The sequence below is a fragment of the Clavibacter davisi genome (assembly GCF_052751415.1).
Window position 1 is genome coordinate 2380267 of the sequence record NZ_CP199882.1, and the last position, 15492, is coordinate 2395758.

Consider the following 15492-nt stretch of genomic DNA (forward strand, 5'->3'; position numbering starts at 1 on the left):
CCTCCCCGCACGACCCACCCGCACCGCTTTTCGATGACGAAAGGTCCACCATGCTCCTCCCCTCCCGGACGACCCGGCTCGCCCTCGCCGGCCTCGCGTCCGTCGCCCTCCTCGCCGGATGCACGGCGACGCCCGACGGCGACGCGCCGGCCGGCGGGTCCTCCGCATCCGGCGGCGTCGCCTCCCTCGTGAGCGCGGACGCGAAGTCCACGGTCGACGAGGTGAAGGCGTCCCTCGGCGAGCCCGCCGCGAAGGACGGCGTCAAGCTCTGCTATGTCACCCGCACCCTCTCGAACGAGTTCTGGGGCTACGAGCGGGACGGCTTCGAGGCCGAGGCGAAGCGCCTCGGCGTGCAGTTCCAGACGTTCGATGTGACCGACGAGTCGTCCATCACGGAGCAGCTCGACAAGGCCAAGAGCGCGCTCAACCAGGGCTGCTCCGCGATCCTCGCCTCCCCCATCTCCGCGACCGGCCTCGACTCGGTGTTCCAGTCGGCGCTCGCGGCGGGCATCCCGGCCATCGTCCTGAACGACGCCAAGAGCAGCCTGCCCGGCGTCGTCTACGTGGGGCCCGACGCGACCACCATCGGCGGCACGGCGGCCGACTACATCGCGGGCAAGCTGCCGGACGGCGGCAAGGTGGCGATGATCGAGGGCGACCCGGGCTCGTCGAATGCCATCAACCGCGGCGACGGCTTCACCGCGGCGCTCACGAACCACCCCGGCCTCGACCTCGTGGCGTCGCAGACGGCCTCGTGGGACCAGACGAAGGCGCAGGAGATCGCGACCACGATGCTCACCGCGAACCCCGACATCGCGGCCTTCTACTCGCAGAACGACGGCATGGCGCTCGGCGTGCAGGCCGCCATCGACGCGAAGGGGCTGACGGGCAAGGTGCTCCTCGTGGGCACCGACGGCATCCCGCAGGCGAAGAAGCAGATCCAGGCGGGCTCGTACACGGCGACCGTGAGCGAGCTGCCGACCACCGAGGGCGCCACGGGCGTCGACGTGGCGCTGTGGCTGCTCGCCGGGAAGCAGGTGCCGGCGTGGGTCGACGTGCCCGCGTTCATCGTCGACGGCCAGAACGTGGCCCGGTACGCGACCGGGATGCCGTGACCGGCGTCGTCCGGCCGTCCCCCGTCCTCGAGGGCCGGCCGCCCGCGGGATCGGACCGGCCCCTGCTGGAGGTCCGCGGCATCGCCAAGTCGTTCCCCGGCGTGCGCGCGCTGGAGGACGTGAGCTTCACGCTCGCCCGTGGCGAGATCACGACCCTCGCCGGGGAGAACGGCGCCGGGAAGAGCACCCTGCTCAACATCCTCGGCGGCGCGCTCCGCCCGGACCGCGGCTCCATCACCATCGACGGGGTCCGGCGGATGGAGTACACCTCCCGCCGCGCCCTCGCGGAGGGCGTCCGCATCGCGCACCAGGAGCCGGCGATCGTGCCGCAGCTCACGGTGATGCAGAACCTGCTCCTCGGCCGCACCCGCCGCCAGCGCGCGACCGCGCAGGCGGACGTCGACCGGGCGCTGCAGGACGTGGAGCTCATGGGCTTCCCGATGGAGGCGCGCACGCCGGTGTCGCGCCTCAGCCCCGCCCAGCGGCACGCGCTCACCATCGCCCGCGCGTTCGCGTTCGACGCGCGGATCGTCGCGCTCGACGAGCCGACGACGAGCATGCTCGAGCACAACGTCGCCGGCGTGCTGACCCGCGTCCGCGAGATCGCCCACGGGCGCGGCGTCGGCGTCATCTACGTCTCGCACAAGATGCCCGAGGTGATGAGCGTCTCCGACAACGTCGTCGTCCTCCGCGACGGCCGGCCGGCCTACGACGCGCCCATCGCGGAGACCTCCTCGGAGGACATCGTGCGGCGCATGGTCGGCCGTGAGCTGCTGTCGTTCTCGCGGCAGCACCCCGTGGCGCCCGACGCGCCCGTGCAGTTCGAGGCGACCGGCGTCACGCATCCCTCGGGGGTCGGGCCGCTGTCCGTGGCCGTGCGCCGGGGCGAGGTGGTCGGCGTCGCCGGGCTCGTCGGATCCGGGCGCACGGAGTTCCTGCGGGCGCTGATCCGGGCGGACGCGGGCTCCGCGGGCACCGTGCGCGTGGGCGGACGCGAGGTGCGGATCCGCTCCCCGCGCGACAGCCGCGACGCGGGCATCGCCTTCATCCCGGAGGACCGCAAGCACCAGGGCCTCGTGCTCCAGACGCCGGCGTACGCCAACGTGGCGCTCACCTCGGACCGGCAGCTGAACGGCTTCGGTCCGTTCGTGAGCACCCGGAAGCAGATCGCGACCGCGGAGGAGATGGGCCGGCGCATGTCGCTGCGCCCCGCCGACGTGCGCCTCGCCGCCCGCCAGTTCTCGGGCGGCAACCAGCAGAAGATCGTCATCGCGAAGTGGATCTGGCTGGGCGCCGGCGTCTTCCTCTTCGACGAGCCGACCAAAGGCGTGGACGTGGGCGGGAAGGTCGAGATCTACGAGCTCATCGACCAGCTGGCCGCCGACGGGCACGCCGTCATCGTGGTCTCGAGCGACCTGCCCGAGATCATCTCCATCAGCGACCGCGTCCTCACCATGAGGGCGGGCCGGTTCGTCTCCGAGCACGTGGGCGACGACATCAACGAGCAGAGCATCGTGGCGAACGCCATGGGCGTCGCGGAAGGAACATCATGACCTCGCCGGAGACCCGGAGCATCCCCACCCGCCCGAAGCGGGCGCTGAACCTGCAGGCGGTGGGCATCTACCTCGCCGCCGTCGTGCTCTTCGTCGTCCTCGGCGTGCTGAACCCGGCCTTCCTCACCGTGGGCAACCTCCGCGACGTGGCGGTCTCGGCGAGCGTGAACGCCATCATCGGCATCGGCATCACCTTCGTGATCATCACGGGCGGCATCGACCTCGCGGTCGGCGCGATGGCGAGCTTCGTCGGCATCGTCAGCTCGACGCTCATGGTGGGCAGCGGGCTGCCGCCCGTGGCCGCGCTGGTCGCGGGCATCGCGCTCGGCGTCGTCGCCGGCGCCGTCAACGGCCTGCTCGTGACGAAGCTCAGCCTGCCGCCGTTCATCGCGACGCTCGGCACCATGAGCGTGTTCCAGGGCGCCGCGTACGTCGCCACGAACGGCAAGCCCGTGTACGACATCCCGCCGGCGTTCGTCCTGCTGCTCAACAGCTACGTGGGCGGCGTGCCGATCGTCGTGATCGTCGTCGCGGTCGTCGGCGTCGCCGCGTGGCTGCTGCTGCGCAAGACCGTCTTCGGGCAGAACGTGATCGCGGTGGGCGGCAGCGAGGAGACCGCGTGGCTCTCGGGCGTCCGCGTGCACCGCGTGAAGATCGCCGTGTACTGCATCGCCGGCGGGCTCTCCGGGCTCGCGGGGCTCGTGATCGTGGCGCGCATCGACGCCGCGCAGCCCGACGCCGGCAGCCCGTACCAGCTCACGGCCATCGCGGCCGCGGTCATCGGCGGGGCGAACCTCATGGGCGGCGAGGGCCGCATCGCCGGCACGCTCGTGGGCGCGCTGATCCTCGGGGCGCTCACCAACGGCCTCGTGCTCCTCAACGTCCCCAGCTTCTACGAGCAGATCGTGACCGGCCTCGTGGTGCTCATCGCGGTGACGCTCGACCAGGGCGGCAAGGGCTGGCCGATGCTCTCGCGGGCGAAGCGGCGACGGCAGCGCGAGGAGGAGGTCGGCGCACCGGCCACGTCCTCGATGGCGGCGGTCGACCGATGACGCGCGGCGCCCTGCCCGGCCTGTCGGGCGCGCGGGTCCTCGTGACCGGCGGCGCGGGGCTCATCGGGGTCCCGACCGTCCGGGCGCTGCAGGACGCGGGCGCCGTGGTCACGGTCCTCGACCGGACGGGCGCCCGGGAGGGGACGGCCGCGCGCACGGTCGTCGGCGATGTCACCGAACGCGCGGTCGTCGCCGACGCGGTCGCCGGGCAGGACGCGGTCGTGCACCTCGGCGGCTACGCGGGACTCGGCATGGCGGATCCGGTGGAGACGTACCGGGTCAACGTCGTGGGGACGTTCGCGGTGCTCGAGCGGTCCGCCGCGGCGGGCGTGGCGAAGGTCGTCCTCGCGTCGAGCATCAACGCGAACGGCTACCCGCTCGGCGCCCGTCGCGCCCAGCCGCCCGTGCTCCCGTACGACGAGGACTCCGCGCCCGACCTCTCCGACGAGTACTCGCTCTCCAAAGCGGCGAGCGAGGACGCGGCGCGCATGGCGCACGCCACCTGGGGCCTCGCGGTCACGTGCCTGCGCTTCCCGCTGGTCCGCGACATCACGGCCGACGGCGGGCGCGTGTTCGGCGCGCACGTCCGGGCGGCCGTGGGCGCCGATCCGCGTCGCCAGGCGGCGGAGGGCTGGAGCTACCTCGACGCGTCGGATGCGGCGCGCGCCGTCCTCGCCGCGCTCCTGCACGAGACGCCGCCCGCGCCGGGGATCCTCGTGGCCGCGCCCCGCACGTACCTCCGCACCCCGACCGCGACGGCGCTCCGCCTGCACGCCCCCGGCGTCCCGACCCGGCCGATCGCGGGACGCGACGTCGCGCTCGACCTGACCCGCTCCCGCGAGCTGCTCGGCTTCGCCTCCCGCGTGCACCTCGACGATGTCGCGCCCCACGAGCTCCTCGACCTGGAGGCCGGCGCGTGAGCGTGTCGCTCCTCGGGCTCGGGCCCATGGGCGCGCCGATGGCCGAGCGCCTCCTCGCGGCCCGCGGCGAGCTCGTGGTCTGGAACCGCACCGCGTCCCGGGCCGCCGAGCTCGGGGCCCGTGGCGCGACCGTCGCGGCGACCCCGCGGGAGGCGGCCGCGGAGATCACGCTCACGGTCCTGCCCGACCTCCCCCAGGTGGAAGCGCTCCTCGACGGCGACGACGGGCTGCTCGCGGGGTGGCGCGAGGCCGGCATCGCGGATCCGCTGCTCGTCGTCCACGGCACCGTGTCCCCCGTCGGCGTGGCCGCGTTCGCCGCCCGCGTCCGGGCGGAGCACGGCATCCGCGTCGTCGACGCGCCGCTCAGCGGCGGCACCGCGGGTGCGCACGACGGGACCCTCAGCATCATGGTCGGCGGCGAGGCGGAGGACGTGGCGCGCATCGCCCCGCTGCTCGCGCACCTCGGCCGCACGGTGCGGCACCTCGGGCCGAGCGGATCCGGCGCCCTGGCGAAGGCCTGCAACCAGGTCGTGGTCGCCGGCGTCGTGACGGTCGTCTCCGAGGCGATGCTGCTCGCCCGCAGCGCCGGCCTCGACCCGGCCGTCGTCGTCGAGCTGCTGCAGGGCGGGCTGGCGCGCACGGCCGTGCTCGAGCAGCGCGCGGCCAAGTGGATCGACGAGGACTTCGCCTCCAGCGGCAGCGCGCGCAACCAGCTCAAGGACCTGCGCTTCATCGCGGAGGCCGCCGACCGCGCGGGGGTCGCCCTGCCGACCACCGCGACGGTCGCCGACCTGTTCGCGCGCATGGTCGACGACGGGGACGGCGACCTCGACCACACGGGCGTGTACCGGACGATCGCCGCGCTCGGGCGGCCCGCGCCCGGGCGCCACGCGCCGCGGGACGGGGACGACCGGCACCCGGCCGACGACGCCGCGGAGACCGCACGATGACGGGCCGCGCCCGCGGCATCGTCGTGATGGGCGTCTCCGGATGCGGCAAGTCCACCGTGGGCGCGCGCCTCGCGGACGCGCTCGACGGGCGCTTCGTCGACGCCGACGAGCTGCACCCGCCCGCCAACGTCGCGAAGATGGCGGCGGGTGTGCCGCTCGACGACGCCGACCGGGCGCCGTGGCTGGCGCGGGTCGCCGAGGTGCTCGCCCAGGGCACGGCGGCAGACGGCACGCCGCCGGGCGCCGCGCCGGGCATCACGGTCGTCGCCTGCTCGGCGCTGCGTCGCCGGTACCGCGACGCGTTGCGCGACGGATCCGGCGCCCGGCTCGACTTCGTGCACCTGGTCGGCGATCCCGCGCTGCTCGAGCGGCGGATCACCGCCCGGACGGGCCACTTCATGCCGCCCGGCCTCCTCCTCTCGCAGCTCGCCGCGCTGGAGGGGCTCGACCCCGACGAGCGCGGCGTGCTCGTCGACATCGCTCCCCCGCCCGGGTCCGTCGTGCGCGCCGCGCTCGAGGGGCTCGCCGCCCTGCCCCACCGAGAGGACCCGCCCCGTGCCTGAGCTCGAGATCGTCGACGCGCACCACCATCTCACCGACCTCCGCCGGTCGTACCCCTGGCTCGAGGGCCCGCCGACCACGCGCTACCACGGCGACGACCTGCCGCTCCGCCGCGACTACGACGTCGACGACTACCTCGAGGACGCGCGCGACGTCACCCTCCTCGCCTCCGTCCACGTCGAGAACGGCGCCGCGGACGCGCTCGCCGAGACGGCGTGGATCGACGGGCTGTCCCGGGAGCGCCGCGTGCCGACCGTGCACGTGGCTCACGTCGACCTGCTGCGGCCCGACGCCGCGCGCCTGTTGGAGGAGCACGCCGCGTTCCCCGTCACGCGCGGGATCCGCGACATCCTCAACTGGCACCCGGACCCCGTGTACACGCACCGGGACCGGGGCGACATCATGCAGGATCCCGCGTGGCTCGCGGCGTTCGGCAGGCTGGAGGGCCTCGGCCTGTCGTTCGACCTGCAGGTCTTCCCCTCGCAGCTGCACGATGCCGCGGCGCTGGCGGCACGGTTCCCGGGCACCGCGATCGTGCTCGACCACGCCGGCATGCCGATCGGGCGCGACCGCGACGCCGTCGCCGCCTGGCGCGCGGGGATGCGGGCCGTCGCCGCCCAGCCCGGCGTCACCGTGAAGATCAGCGCGCTCGGCACGAACGACCACGCGTGGACGCGCGAGTCGATCCGCCCGTTCGTGCTCGACACCCTCGAGGCGTTCGGCGCCGAGCGCACGATGTTCGGCAGCAACTTCCCGGTGGACGGCCTCTACGGCACGTACTCCGACCTGTACGGGGCCTTCGACGCGCTCACGTCCGAGCTCTCGCCCGCCGAGCGCCGCGCGGTGTTCGCGGGCACGGCGGATCGCTTCTACCGGATCGGCGTGGGCGCCGCGACCGCGTGAGCCGGTCGCGGCGCCAGGTCGCTCACGGCCGCGGGATGTTCCGCAGGTTCGAGCGGGCGAGCTTCGAACTTCCCGAGCCGCCGCTTCCCCACCGCCGCACAATTATTCACCTATTGTGCAAATAAGGACTTCACAACCCGCACCGGGATTCCCCACTATGAGAATAACTATTTGTGAAACAAAACAGTACTGCGGAGTGGGGTGCGGCACAAGACATTGAAGGACATCACTGCAGATTCTTTTCTCCTGGCAAGCTCTAGCCACCGGCTTCTCGCGATTGGAGCCACCTAGCGAGAGACAAATCATTGAAGAAGCGAATCAAAATCACCGCCGCGTGCACTGCGAGCTTGGCCTTGCTGCTCGGGCTGAGCATGGGCGCTCCCGCCATGGCGGCCACGGGTGGCACGTCGCCGGATGCTCGTCAGACCGTCGTCTCGCGCTACACCACGACGGACCCCGCGTGCGTCGCCTCCGTCACGGCGGCCATCGCCGCCGGTGACGGTCACGCCTCGCTCGCCGTCTGCACCGGCACCGTCACGCTCAGGCAGTCGACGGCACGACAGGTGACGAAGGCCGACCTCAGGCAGGCGCGGTCGAGCATGAGCACCGAAAGCTTCGACGAGCTCTCGGCCGCCGTGACCGATGGCGTGGTGCGACACAATAACTACAGCCAGAATTTCAACAACATCACCGACAGCGAGACGCAGGCGGGCGACTTCTACTACAACGGCAGCAACGTGTGGGTGACCGGCCCCTTCCTCGGGCGGGTGGGCAGCCACAACTGCACCGTCGACTACGCCGTGGGATGGACAGTCGCCAGGGAGGAATGCTCCGACATCGGCACGCTGACGCAGCGTGACCTCCGCATGCAGTGGGGCTTCTCCGAGGCGTTCGGGCCCCTCAGCGGGGACAAGATCTACACCATGCACGTCAATTCCTACGGCAGCATCTGGCAGTAGGGGAGACGACTCCATGCTCGAGAACACGAACTACGCGCACCTCGGGGTGCTGCTGCTCGTCATCGTGGCCCTCGTGCCCGCGGTCATCGCCATGGTGGCGACTGTCCGCTCGCGCGATCTGGCGACGGTGGTCAAGCTGCTCTGGCTCCTCCTCCTGACGGTCCCTCTCCTGGGAATCGTCCTGTGGCTCGGGGTCCGGCCCACGCGGTCGACGACCGCCGGAGGGCATGGCGACACGCACTAGCCAGCGGGAGGTACGGAGGTCGAGTCCGCCCGGCTCGGTCCCCGCTGCCAGACGATCGCCGGTGGCTCCTTCCGCTCCGGACACGCGGGACACCTCGCTCGCGACGCCCGAGAGGCGTCGGCTACGGCCGCGGGATGTTCCGCAGGTTCGAGCGGGCGAGCTTCACGGCCTCGCCGACGCCGCCGTTCATCACGATCTTCGACATCGAGAGCGCGAAGCCCTTCACCTGCGCGGCCGAGATCTCCGGCGGGATCGAGAGCGCCATCGGGTCGGTCACGAGGTCGACGAGCGCGGGCCCGTCGTGCGCGAACGCCGCCTCGAGCGCGCCGCGGATGTCGGCCGGGTCCTCGACGCGCTGCGAGTGGATCCCGAGCGCAGCCGCCACCGCGGCGTAGTCGACCATGGGCACGTCCACCCCGAAGTCCGGGATCCCGTCCACGAGCATCTCCACCTTCACCAGCCCGAGCGTCGAGTTGTTGAACACGACGACCTTCACGGGCAGCTGGTACGCCGCGACCGTGACCAGCTCGCCCATCAGCATCGCGAGGCCGCCGTCGCCCGAGACCGACACGACCTGCCGCTCCGGGTACGCGACCTGCGCGCCGATCGCCATCGGGAGCGCGTTCGCCATGGACCCGTGCACGAGCGAGCCGATCATCCGCCGCCGCCCGTTCGGCGTGAGGTAGCGCGCGCTCCACACGTTGCACATGCCGGTGTCGGCCGTGAAGACGGTGTCGTCGCCCGCGACCTCGTCGAGGATGCTGGCCGCGTACTCCGGATGGATCGGCGTCAGCTTCTCGGCCTTCGACGTGTACGCGCCGACCACCTGGTCGACCTTCTTCTCCTGCTCCTCCAGCAGCTTCTCCAGGAAGCGCCGGTCGGTCTTCCGCTCCACGAGCGGCAGCACCGCGCGGATCGTGGACAGCGCGTCGCCGTGGATCGCGATGTCCACGTCGGTGCGACGGCCGAGGCGCTCGGGCGCGATGTCGATCTGCGCCGTCCGCACCTCCTTGCCGGGCAGGAACTGGTCGTAGGGGAAGTCGGTGCCGATGAGGATCAGCAGGTCGGCGCCCGAGATCCCGGCCGCCGCGGCGCCGTAGCCGATGAGGCCCGTCATGCCGACGTCGAACGGGTTGTCCTGCTGGATCACGTCCTTGCCGCGCAACGAGTGGCCGACGGGAGCCGCGATCTTCTCGGCCAGCTCCATGAGCTCGGCGCGCGCGGATCCGGCGCCGCGGCCCGCGAAGATCGCGACGCTCTTCGCCTCGTCGATGGCCGCGGCGAGCGCGCGCACGTCCTCCTCGGCCGGCACGATCGCGGGACGCCTGGGCAGCGAGAACGCGGGCGCCTCGCCCTCCGCCTCGAACTCGGCGACGTCGCCCGGCAGCGTGATGACGCTGACGCCGCCGAGCGCGAGGGAGTGCCGCATCGCCTGGTCGACGACGCGCGGCGCCTGCACGGCGGTGGAGATCATCTCCGTGTAGTGCGAGCACTCGACGAAGAGGCGGTCGGGGTGCGTCTCCTGGAAGTAGCCGGAGCCGATCTGGTTCGTGGTGATGTGGCTCGCGATGGCGAGCACGGGCGCGCCCGAGCGGTGCGCGTCGTAGAGGCCGTTGATGAGGTGCAGGTGGCCGGGGCCGCAGGATCCGGCGCACACGGCGAGCTTGCCCGTCAGCTGCGCCTCGGCGGACGCGGCGAACGCGCCGGCCTCCTCGTGCCGCACGTGGATCCAGTCGATGCCGCCCTTGCGGCTCCCGCCCGTGCGCCGCACCGCGTCGACGATCGGATTGAGGCTGTCGCCCACGACCCCGTAGATGCGGCTCACCCCCGCCTCGATGAGCTGGGCGATGAGCTGGTCGGCGACCGTGCGTGCCATGGGAGCGTCCTTCCGTCGGTGCATCCAGTCAATACCCGACGGCTCCGCGCCGCCTCCGTGGCGGGCTCGCCGGGCGCGGCGGGAATGCCGCCGGATGCGACGCGCGTTGCCCCGGGGTGACCGACTCGCGAGAGACCCCCGCCCGCCCCGCCGCATCCGACGCCGATCCCGCCGACGCTGCGCTGGCCGAGGCTGCGCTGGCTGAATACGAGGCCTGGCATCGCGCCCGCCTCGCCGCCGTGACGAGCCCGTTCGGCAGCCTCGCGCTGATCCAGACGACATGGCTCGAGCCCGGCCAGGAGGTCAGCGACCTCGAGGTGCTCGAGGGCCAGCCCGACACCGTGCAGCTCACCCGCATCGAGCGCATCTCGCTCGACACCGGCGAGCCCGAATACGGCTACCGGCTCTGGGACGCGGCGTCCCCGAAGAACCGCGCCTTCGTGGACATCGAGGTCTACCCGTACGCGCCCGAGTGGATCCTCGAGGGCCGCTTCGAGCGCGTCGACGACGACCGGGTGATCCCGTTCGAGCACATCGCCGACGCGGGCCGCACGCGCGAGCTGCCGGTGCCCGGCGACATCGTCGTGACCATCGAGGGCGAGGAGGTGCGCCTCAGCGCCTTCGCCGACGGCGACCGCCTCCAGCTCGTCTTCGCCGACGCCACCACCGGCCGCGAGAGCTACGCGCCCAGCCGCTTCCTCTTCCTCCCCCGCCCCGACGGCGACGGCCCCGTGACCCTCGACTTCACGCGCGCCGTCGTCCCGCCCTGCGGCTTCTCCGACTGGATGAACTGCCCCCTCCCGCCCGCCGGCAATCGCCTCGCCGCGGCCGTCCGCGCGGGCGAGCGGGGCGTGGTCTACCGCGACGAGGCCTGAGCCGCCGACCCGCGCCGCACTGCACCCGCGCCGCACTGCACCCGCGCCGCACTGCACGTGCGGGGCGGGCGCTCCGCGGCGGAGCGCGCGTCCTAGCCGAGCACCTCGGGCCGCACGAACTCCCTCCCGTGCACGTGCTGGTCGAGGAACGCGAGCACCGTGCGGTACCAGACCACCGACTGCTGCGGCTTCAGCACCCAGTGGTTCTCGTCCGGGAAGACGAGGAACCGGTGCGGCGTCGTGCCGTCGTCGGCCGCGTGGTGCTCGGCGAGCTCCGACCACAGGCGGAGGCTCTCGCCGATGGGCACGCGGTAGTCGCGGTCGCCGTGGATCACGAGCATGGGCGTCGAGATGTCGCGCACGGAGTGGTGCGGCGAGTTCCGGTCGAGCCCCTCGGCCGAGAAGATGCTCTGCCAGTACTGCGACGAGTCGGTGGTGGGTCCGAACTGGTCGAGCGACCACAGGCTCGCGTGGCTGACGACCGCGCGGAAGCGGTCGGTGTGGCCCGCGACCCAGTTGGCCATGTAGCCGCCGAACGAGCCGCCCAGCGCGGCCGTGCGGGTCGCGTCGACGTCGTCGCGCGCCTCGACGGCGTCGGTGATCGACATGAGGTCGGTGTACGGCGCCGCGCCCCAGGCGTCCCAGCCGCGCGCGATGAAGTCGAGGCCGTAGCCAGTGCTGAGCGCGGGATCCGGCAGCAGCACCGCGTAGCCGCGGGCCACCATCACCTGCGGCGTCCAGCGCCAGCTCCAGGCGTTCCAGCTGTTGAGCGGGCCGCCGTGGATCCACAGCAGCAGCGGCGCGGGCGCCTCGGCCGACGCGCCCTCCGGCAGCATCAGCCAGCCGCGCACGCGGGCGCCGTCGGAGGCCGTCGTCTCGACCTCGGTCATGGTGCCGGTGGTCGCGGGGATCGGCGCGGGCGTCGCGAGCTCGGTCACGGATCCGTCGGCCGCCGACACGCGCACCGGGTGGGACGGCGCCATCCACGAGGAGCGGAGCGCGAGCACGTCGCCGGTCTCGCGGTCGACCCGCACGTCGGTGTAGGTGTGGTCGTCGGTCGTGAGCTGGGCGACCCGGCCGTCGAGGCCGATGCGGAACACGGGACCGCGGCCGTCCTGGTCGGCCGTGACCACGAGGGCCTCGGAGTCGACGTCGAACTGCAGCGACGACGGCCAGCGGTCCCAGTCGGCGGCGACGCGGCGGGCGTCGGATCCGTCGAGGGCCGAGACCCAGAGCTCCTGCTGCGTGGGCGCGGCCGGCGTCGCCCGGTCGGTGCGCACGTACGCGAGGAGGGCGCCGTCGGGGCTGATGGCGGGCATCTCGAGGTCGACGCCGGGCACGTCGAGGAGCGTGCTGCGCTCGCCGGTCGCGACGTCGATGGACACGAGCGCCTGCCGGTACCCGCGGCGCTCCTTCACACCGACGGCGACCACGAGCGTGCGGCCGTCGGGGCTGATCGCGGCGGCCGCGTGCTCGAGCGTGCGCCCGGGCCGGGGCGTGAGGTCGCGCGGCCTCGGGAGCGACGCCGGATACGGCTGCGCGGTGGCGCCGGGCGCGGACGCCGCGGAGCCGCCGTCCTCCGCCTCGGCCTCGGCGGCGAGCGCGGCGGCCGCGTCGGCGGTCGTGGGCCGGGCCGGCTCCTCGGCGAGCGCGCCGGCGAGGTCGATCGCGAGGAGGTGCGTCTCGGCGGGTCCGAGGTCGTGGTCCCAGTACCGCACGGGGTAGCTGTCGTGCAGGATCGCGGTCACCTGGAGGTCGGCGCGCTTCCTCCGGGCCACGGCGTCGGCCTCGAGGGAGCCGGATCCGGGCAGCAGCGGCGCCTGCACGACCACGGTGGAGGCGTCGCGCGCGACGGCCGCGATGTCGTCGACGCCGCCCGCGAGCCGGGTGATCGCGCGGGCCTCGCCGCCGGCCGCGGGCAGGATCCACAGCTGCGCGGCCTCTCCCCCGTCGGCGTCGTCCGCGTCGGGGCGGGAGGAGACGAAGAGCAGGTCGCCGTCGGCGGTGAAGGCCGCGCCGCCCTCGCTCTTCGCGGAGCGGGTGAGGCGCCGCGGTGCGCCACCGCCCGTCGCGGGGACCACCCAGAGCGCGTGGCGGTAGCCCGTGCGCGCGGGGTCGAGCGTCGTGACGGTGAGCACCGCGCGGCGTCCGTCGGGGGAGAGCACGAGGCCGCCGAGGCGCGGGATGGCGATGAAGTCGTCGAGCTCGGAGAAGGGGATGCGGGAGTCGGGCATCCTCCTACGCTAGCCGCGGCCTCGGCGCGGGACCGGGCACGCGCCGCGCGGAGGGGCGTCGTCGACCGTCGATTTGCGCCCAAAGCATCGGCGGCGGACCGGTAGGATCTGACCCATGGAGCGGCGAGCCGGTCGGATCGGGAGGCCCGCGCGCGTGTCGCGGAGGCTCATCGCGGAGGCGGCCCTCGAGGTCGGCCTGAGCACGCTCACCCTCACCACGCTCGCCCAGCGGCTGGGCGTCGACCACTCGACGCTGTACCGCCACGTCGCCAGCCGCGACGACATCGTGCTCCTCGCCTGCGACACGGCCATCGCCCGGATGGACTGGCCGGACGTGCCCGACGCCCCCGCCGCGGAGCTGCGCGCGCCGGGCGACGCGTCCTGGCGCGCGTACCTGGAGCAGGCCGTCGAGGGCATCTGGGACATGTACGACCGGCACCCCGGCCTCGCGAGCGCCATCCACCACCTGCACGCGGCACCCGACCAGGTCGTGCTGCGCTTCACGAGCGCGATCCGCGACCTCGTCCGGATGGGCTTCGCCGAGGCGGAGGCGGTGCTGGTCCTCGACACCGTGATGGACATCGCCGTCGAGTCGTACGTCGCGTGGGAGCGGGCGCTCGCGCTCGACGCGGCCCCGCCGGCGCGTCCGCCGTCCACCGCCCCCATCGCGGACGCGACGGCGTCGGCGAGCGTCGGCCGCGGGCTCCTCACGCGGGCTTCGGGCCGGATCGCCGCGGACCGCGTGGCCGAGGAGGACGCCGGTCACTCCCCGCACGCGTCCCGTCGCGGCGGACCCGCCCACTCCTCGGGGGCGCCCGATGCCGGGCACGCGCGCGAGGAGGAGGCCCAGCGCGACGCGCTCGGCACGATGGTCCGCGTCACGGCGCGCTTCTCGGGAGAGGTCGAGACCGGCACCGCCACGACGCCGCGGGACTGGTGGCGGCGGAAGCTCGCCGTGATCCTCGCGGGCGTCGCCGACCTGCGGGCCGCGGGCGACGCCTGACCGGCTCCCCGACCGGGCGCCCCATCGGGGCGTCCCGTCAGGGCGTCCCGTCCGCGCCGCCGTGGTGGGAGGCCGCCCGCTCGTAGGTGCATTCCGCCACCCCACGGCCGTCCTCGCTCACGGCGGTGGCGATCAGGGTGAAGCCGAGGCGCTCGCACAGTGCCCGCGACGAGCGGTTCGCCGCGTCCGTGCGGGCGATGATCCGGGGGGATCCGTCGGCGAGGGCCGCCGTCACCACGGCCGAGACGGCCTCGGTGGCGAGCCCCTGTCGGCCGTGGTCCGGGTGGAAGACGTAGCCGACCTCGGCGCCCTGCTCCCGTCGGACGAGGCCCACCTCCCCGACGACGACGCCGGTGCCGAGGAGCTCGACCAGCAGCACCAGCTCGTCGCCGGGCCGGGAGAAGGCGGAGGCGGCGTACAGCGCGAGCTCCGCCGCCGTCTTCTCCCGCGTCCAGGTCCCGGCGCCGAGGTGGCGCGCGACGTCGGGTCGCGACCGGTAGGCGTGCACCGCGTCGACGTCGGCGGCCCGCGGGCGGCGGAGGCGCAGCCGCGGCGTCTCGATCACCATGTCGCCCGCGAGGTCGACCATCGTCCGTCCCCGCTAGACGCCCGGGCTCACGGCGTCGCCGTCGTCGCGACCGTCGCCGCCGCCGCCGTCCAGCACACGGGCCAGCACCTCCCGCACCGCGGCCGCGCCGTCGGGCCCGAGGTGCAGCCGGTCGTCCGTGAACGCCGGGTTGAGCTCGCCGTCGCCGAAGCCGAGCACCGGCCACAGGTCCACGTGCTCCGCGCGCACGACGGGCGCGAACTGCCGCAGGTGGATGTTGACCACGCGGATCCGCTCGGCCATCTCCCGCCCCCGCGGCGGCACGGAGAGCACCACGAGGCGCGCGGCCGGGAGGTCGCGTCGGAGGTGGGCGAGGATCGTCTCGAGCGCGCGCACCGTGAGCTCGGGGCCGCGACGGAGCCGACCCAGGTCGTGCGTGCCGACCGAGAGCACGACGGTCGCGGGATCCGCGGCCACGACCTCCGGCAGGAGCGCGAGCACGTCGTCGGTGGTCTGGCCGGCCCGGCCGAGGTCGGTCGTCGCGTCGTCGTCTCCCGCGTCGCGGGACGGGAGGAGGGCGCTCCAGCCGCCGTCCCCGGTGAGGCTGTCGCCCAGGAGGACGGTGGTCCGCGTGCGGGGTGCCATGGTGTCGCCTCTCGTCGTGCCCATCATGGCCCCCGATCCCGGCGATGTCACCGGA

Annotated in this window: 15 protein-coding genes; 11 read left to right on the plus strand and 4 right to left on the minus strand. The window is 73.7% G+C overall.

Annotated features, from left to right (window positions below; translation table 11 throughout):
• The first annotated feature begins 50 nt into the window (after positions 1–50).
• From ACU4ZT_RS11255 to ACU4ZT_RS11295, 9 genes are all read left to right on the plus strand, one after another.
• The gene (locus ACU4ZT_RS11255; protein ID WP_445337190.1) at positions 51–1115 is read left to right on the plus strand and encodes a sugar ABC transporter substrate-binding protein; all 1065 of its coding nucleotides are present in this window, start codon (positions 51–53) and stop codon (positions 1113–1115) included.
• On the plus strand, positions 1112–2668 hold the full coding sequence (locus ACU4ZT_RS11260; protein ID WP_063070654.1) for a sugar ABC transporter ATP-binding protein: 1557 nt from the start codon (positions 1112–1114) through the stop codon (positions 2666–2668). Before ACU4ZT_RS11255 ends, ACU4ZT_RS11260 begins: the two co-directional genes overlap by 4 nt.
• Positions 2665–3720: an ABC transporter permease gene (locus ACU4ZT_RS11265; RefSeq protein ID WP_063070655.1), complete on the plus strand. Its 1056-nt coding sequence runs from the start codon at positions 2665–2667 to the stop codon at positions 3718–3720. Before ACU4ZT_RS11260 ends, ACU4ZT_RS11265 begins: the two co-directional genes overlap by 4 nt.
• Positions 3717–4640 carry an NAD-dependent epimerase/dehydratase family protein gene (locus ACU4ZT_RS11270; RefSeq protein ID WP_063070656.1) on the plus strand — a complete coding sequence of 308 codons (924 nt, stop codon included), beginning with the start codon at positions 3717–3719 and terminating at the stop codon, positions 4638–4640. Before ACU4ZT_RS11265 ends, ACU4ZT_RS11270 begins: the two co-directional genes overlap by 4 nt.
• Positions 4637–5590, plus strand: a complete 954-nt coding sequence (locus ACU4ZT_RS11275) for an NAD(P)-dependent oxidoreductase (protein ID WP_445337191.1) — start codon at positions 4637–4639, stop codon at positions 5588–5590. Before ACU4ZT_RS11270 ends, ACU4ZT_RS11275 begins: the two co-directional genes overlap by 4 nt.
• Positions 5587–6153 carry a gluconokinase gene (locus ACU4ZT_RS11280; protein ID WP_445337192.1) on the plus strand — a complete coding sequence of 189 codons (567 nt, stop codon included), beginning with the start codon at positions 5587–5589 and terminating at the stop codon, positions 6151–6153. Before ACU4ZT_RS11275 ends, ACU4ZT_RS11280 begins: the two co-directional genes overlap by 4 nt.
• Positions 6146–7054 carry an amidohydrolase family protein gene (locus ACU4ZT_RS11285; RefSeq protein WP_445337193.1) on the plus strand — a complete coding sequence of 303 codons (909 nt, stop codon included), beginning with the start codon at positions 6146–6148 and terminating at the stop codon, positions 7052–7054. Before ACU4ZT_RS11280 ends, ACU4ZT_RS11285 begins: the two co-directional genes overlap by 8 nt.
• Positions 7055–7359: 305 nt before the next feature.
• Positions 7360–8013, plus strand: a complete 654-nt coding sequence (locus ACU4ZT_RS11290; RefSeq protein WP_445337194.1) for a hypothetical protein — start codon at positions 7360–7362, stop codon at positions 8011–8013.
• Positions 8014–8026: 13 nt separating this feature from the next.
• The gene (locus ACU4ZT_RS11295; RefSeq protein ID WP_445337195.1) at positions 8027–8257 is read left to right on the plus strand and encodes a hypothetical protein; all 231 of its coding nucleotides are present in this window, start codon (positions 8027–8029) and stop codon (positions 8255–8257) included.
• A gap of 121 nt (positions 8258–8378) precedes the next feature.
• Here the strand turns inward: ACU4ZT_RS11295 and ACU4ZT_RS11300 are convergent, their stop codons facing one another.
• Positions 8379–10133, minus strand: coding sequence for a pyruvate dehydrogenase (locus ACU4ZT_RS11300; protein WP_445337196.1), 1755 nt, complete (start codon positions 10131–10133; stop codon positions 8379–8381).
• A 116-nt stretch (positions 10134–10249) separates the two neighbouring features.
• Here ACU4ZT_RS11300 and ACU4ZT_RS11305 point away from each other — a divergent pair, with 116 nt between their 5' ends.
• Positions 10250–11008 (plus strand): DUF1684 domain-containing protein, encoded by a 759-nt coding sequence (locus tag ACU4ZT_RS11305; RefSeq protein WP_445337197.1) that lies wholly within the window; start codon positions 10250–10252, stop codon positions 11006–11008.
• 92 nt (positions 11009–11100) lie between these two features.
• Here the strand turns inward: ACU4ZT_RS11305 and ACU4ZT_RS11310 are convergent, their stop codons facing one another.
• Positions 11101–13242, minus strand: coding sequence for a S9 family peptidase (locus tag ACU4ZT_RS11310; RefSeq protein ID WP_445337198.1), 2142 nt, complete (start codon positions 13240–13242; stop codon positions 11101–11103).
• Positions 13243–13396: 154 nt separating this feature from the next.
• On the opposite strand from ACU4ZT_RS11310, the gene ACU4ZT_RS11315 reads away from it, so the two are divergent.
• Positions 13397–14245: a TetR/AcrR family transcriptional regulator gene (locus ACU4ZT_RS11315; RefSeq protein ID WP_270981011.1), complete on the plus strand. Its 849-nt coding sequence runs from the start codon at positions 13397–13399 to the stop codon at positions 14243–14245.
• A gap of 37 nt (positions 14246–14282) precedes the next feature.
• Here ACU4ZT_RS11315 and ACU4ZT_RS11320 read toward each other — a convergent pair whose 3' ends face one another.
• Both ACU4ZT_RS11320 and ACU4ZT_RS11325 read right to left on the minus strand, forming a co-directional pair.
• Positions 14283–14834, minus strand: a complete 552-nt coding sequence (locus tag ACU4ZT_RS11320; RefSeq protein WP_445337199.1) for a GNAT family N-acetyltransferase — start codon at positions 14832–14834, stop codon at positions 14283–14285.
• Between the two features lie 12 nt (positions 14835–14846).
• Positions 14847–15437 carry a GDSL-type esterase/lipase family protein gene (locus ACU4ZT_RS11325; protein ID WP_270981008.1) on the minus strand — a complete coding sequence of 197 codons (591 nt, stop codon included), beginning with the start codon at positions 15435–15437 and terminating at the stop codon, positions 14847–14849.
• Positions 15438–15492: the final 55 nt, after the last annotated feature.

Excerpts from the sequence above, each read along its gene's own strand:
- ACU4ZT_RS11295 (WP_445337195.1), top strand. The coding sequence starts at position 8,027 with ATGCTCGAGAACACGAACTACGCGCACCTCGGGGTGCTGCTGCTCGTC.
- ACU4ZT_RS11300 (WP_445337196.1), bottom strand. The coding sequence starts at position 10,133 with ATGGCACGCACGGTCGCCGACCAGCTCATCGCCCAGCTCATCGAGGCG.
- ACU4ZT_RS11325 (WP_270981008.1), bottom strand. The coding sequence starts at position 15,437 with ATGGCACCCCGCACGCGGACCACCGTCCTCCTGGGCGACAGCCTCACC.
- ACU4ZT_RS11280 (WP_445337192.1), top strand. The coding sequence starts at position 5,587 with ATGACGGGCCGCGCCCGCGGCATCGTCGTGATGGGCGTCTCCGGATGC.
- ACU4ZT_RS11265 (WP_063070655.1), top strand. The coding sequence starts at position 2,665 with ATGACCTCGCCGGAGACCCGGAGCATCCCCACCCGCCCGAAGCGGGCG.
- ACU4ZT_RS11310 (WP_445337198.1), bottom strand. The coding sequence starts at position 13,242 with ATGCCCGACTCCCGCATCCCCTTCTCCGAGCTCGACGACTTCATCGCC.
- ACU4ZT_RS11255 (WP_445337190.1), top strand. The coding sequence starts at position 51 with ATGCTCCTCCCCTCCCGGACGACCCGGCTCGCCCTCGCCGGCCTCGCG.
- ACU4ZT_RS11320 (WP_445337199.1), bottom strand. The coding sequence starts at position 14,834 with ATGGTCGACCTCGCGGGCGACATGGTGATCGAGACGCCGCGGCTGCGC.
- ACU4ZT_RS11270 (WP_063070656.1), top strand. The coding sequence starts at position 3,717 with ATGACGCGCGGCGCCCTGCCCGGCCTGTCGGGCGCGCGGGTCCTCGTG.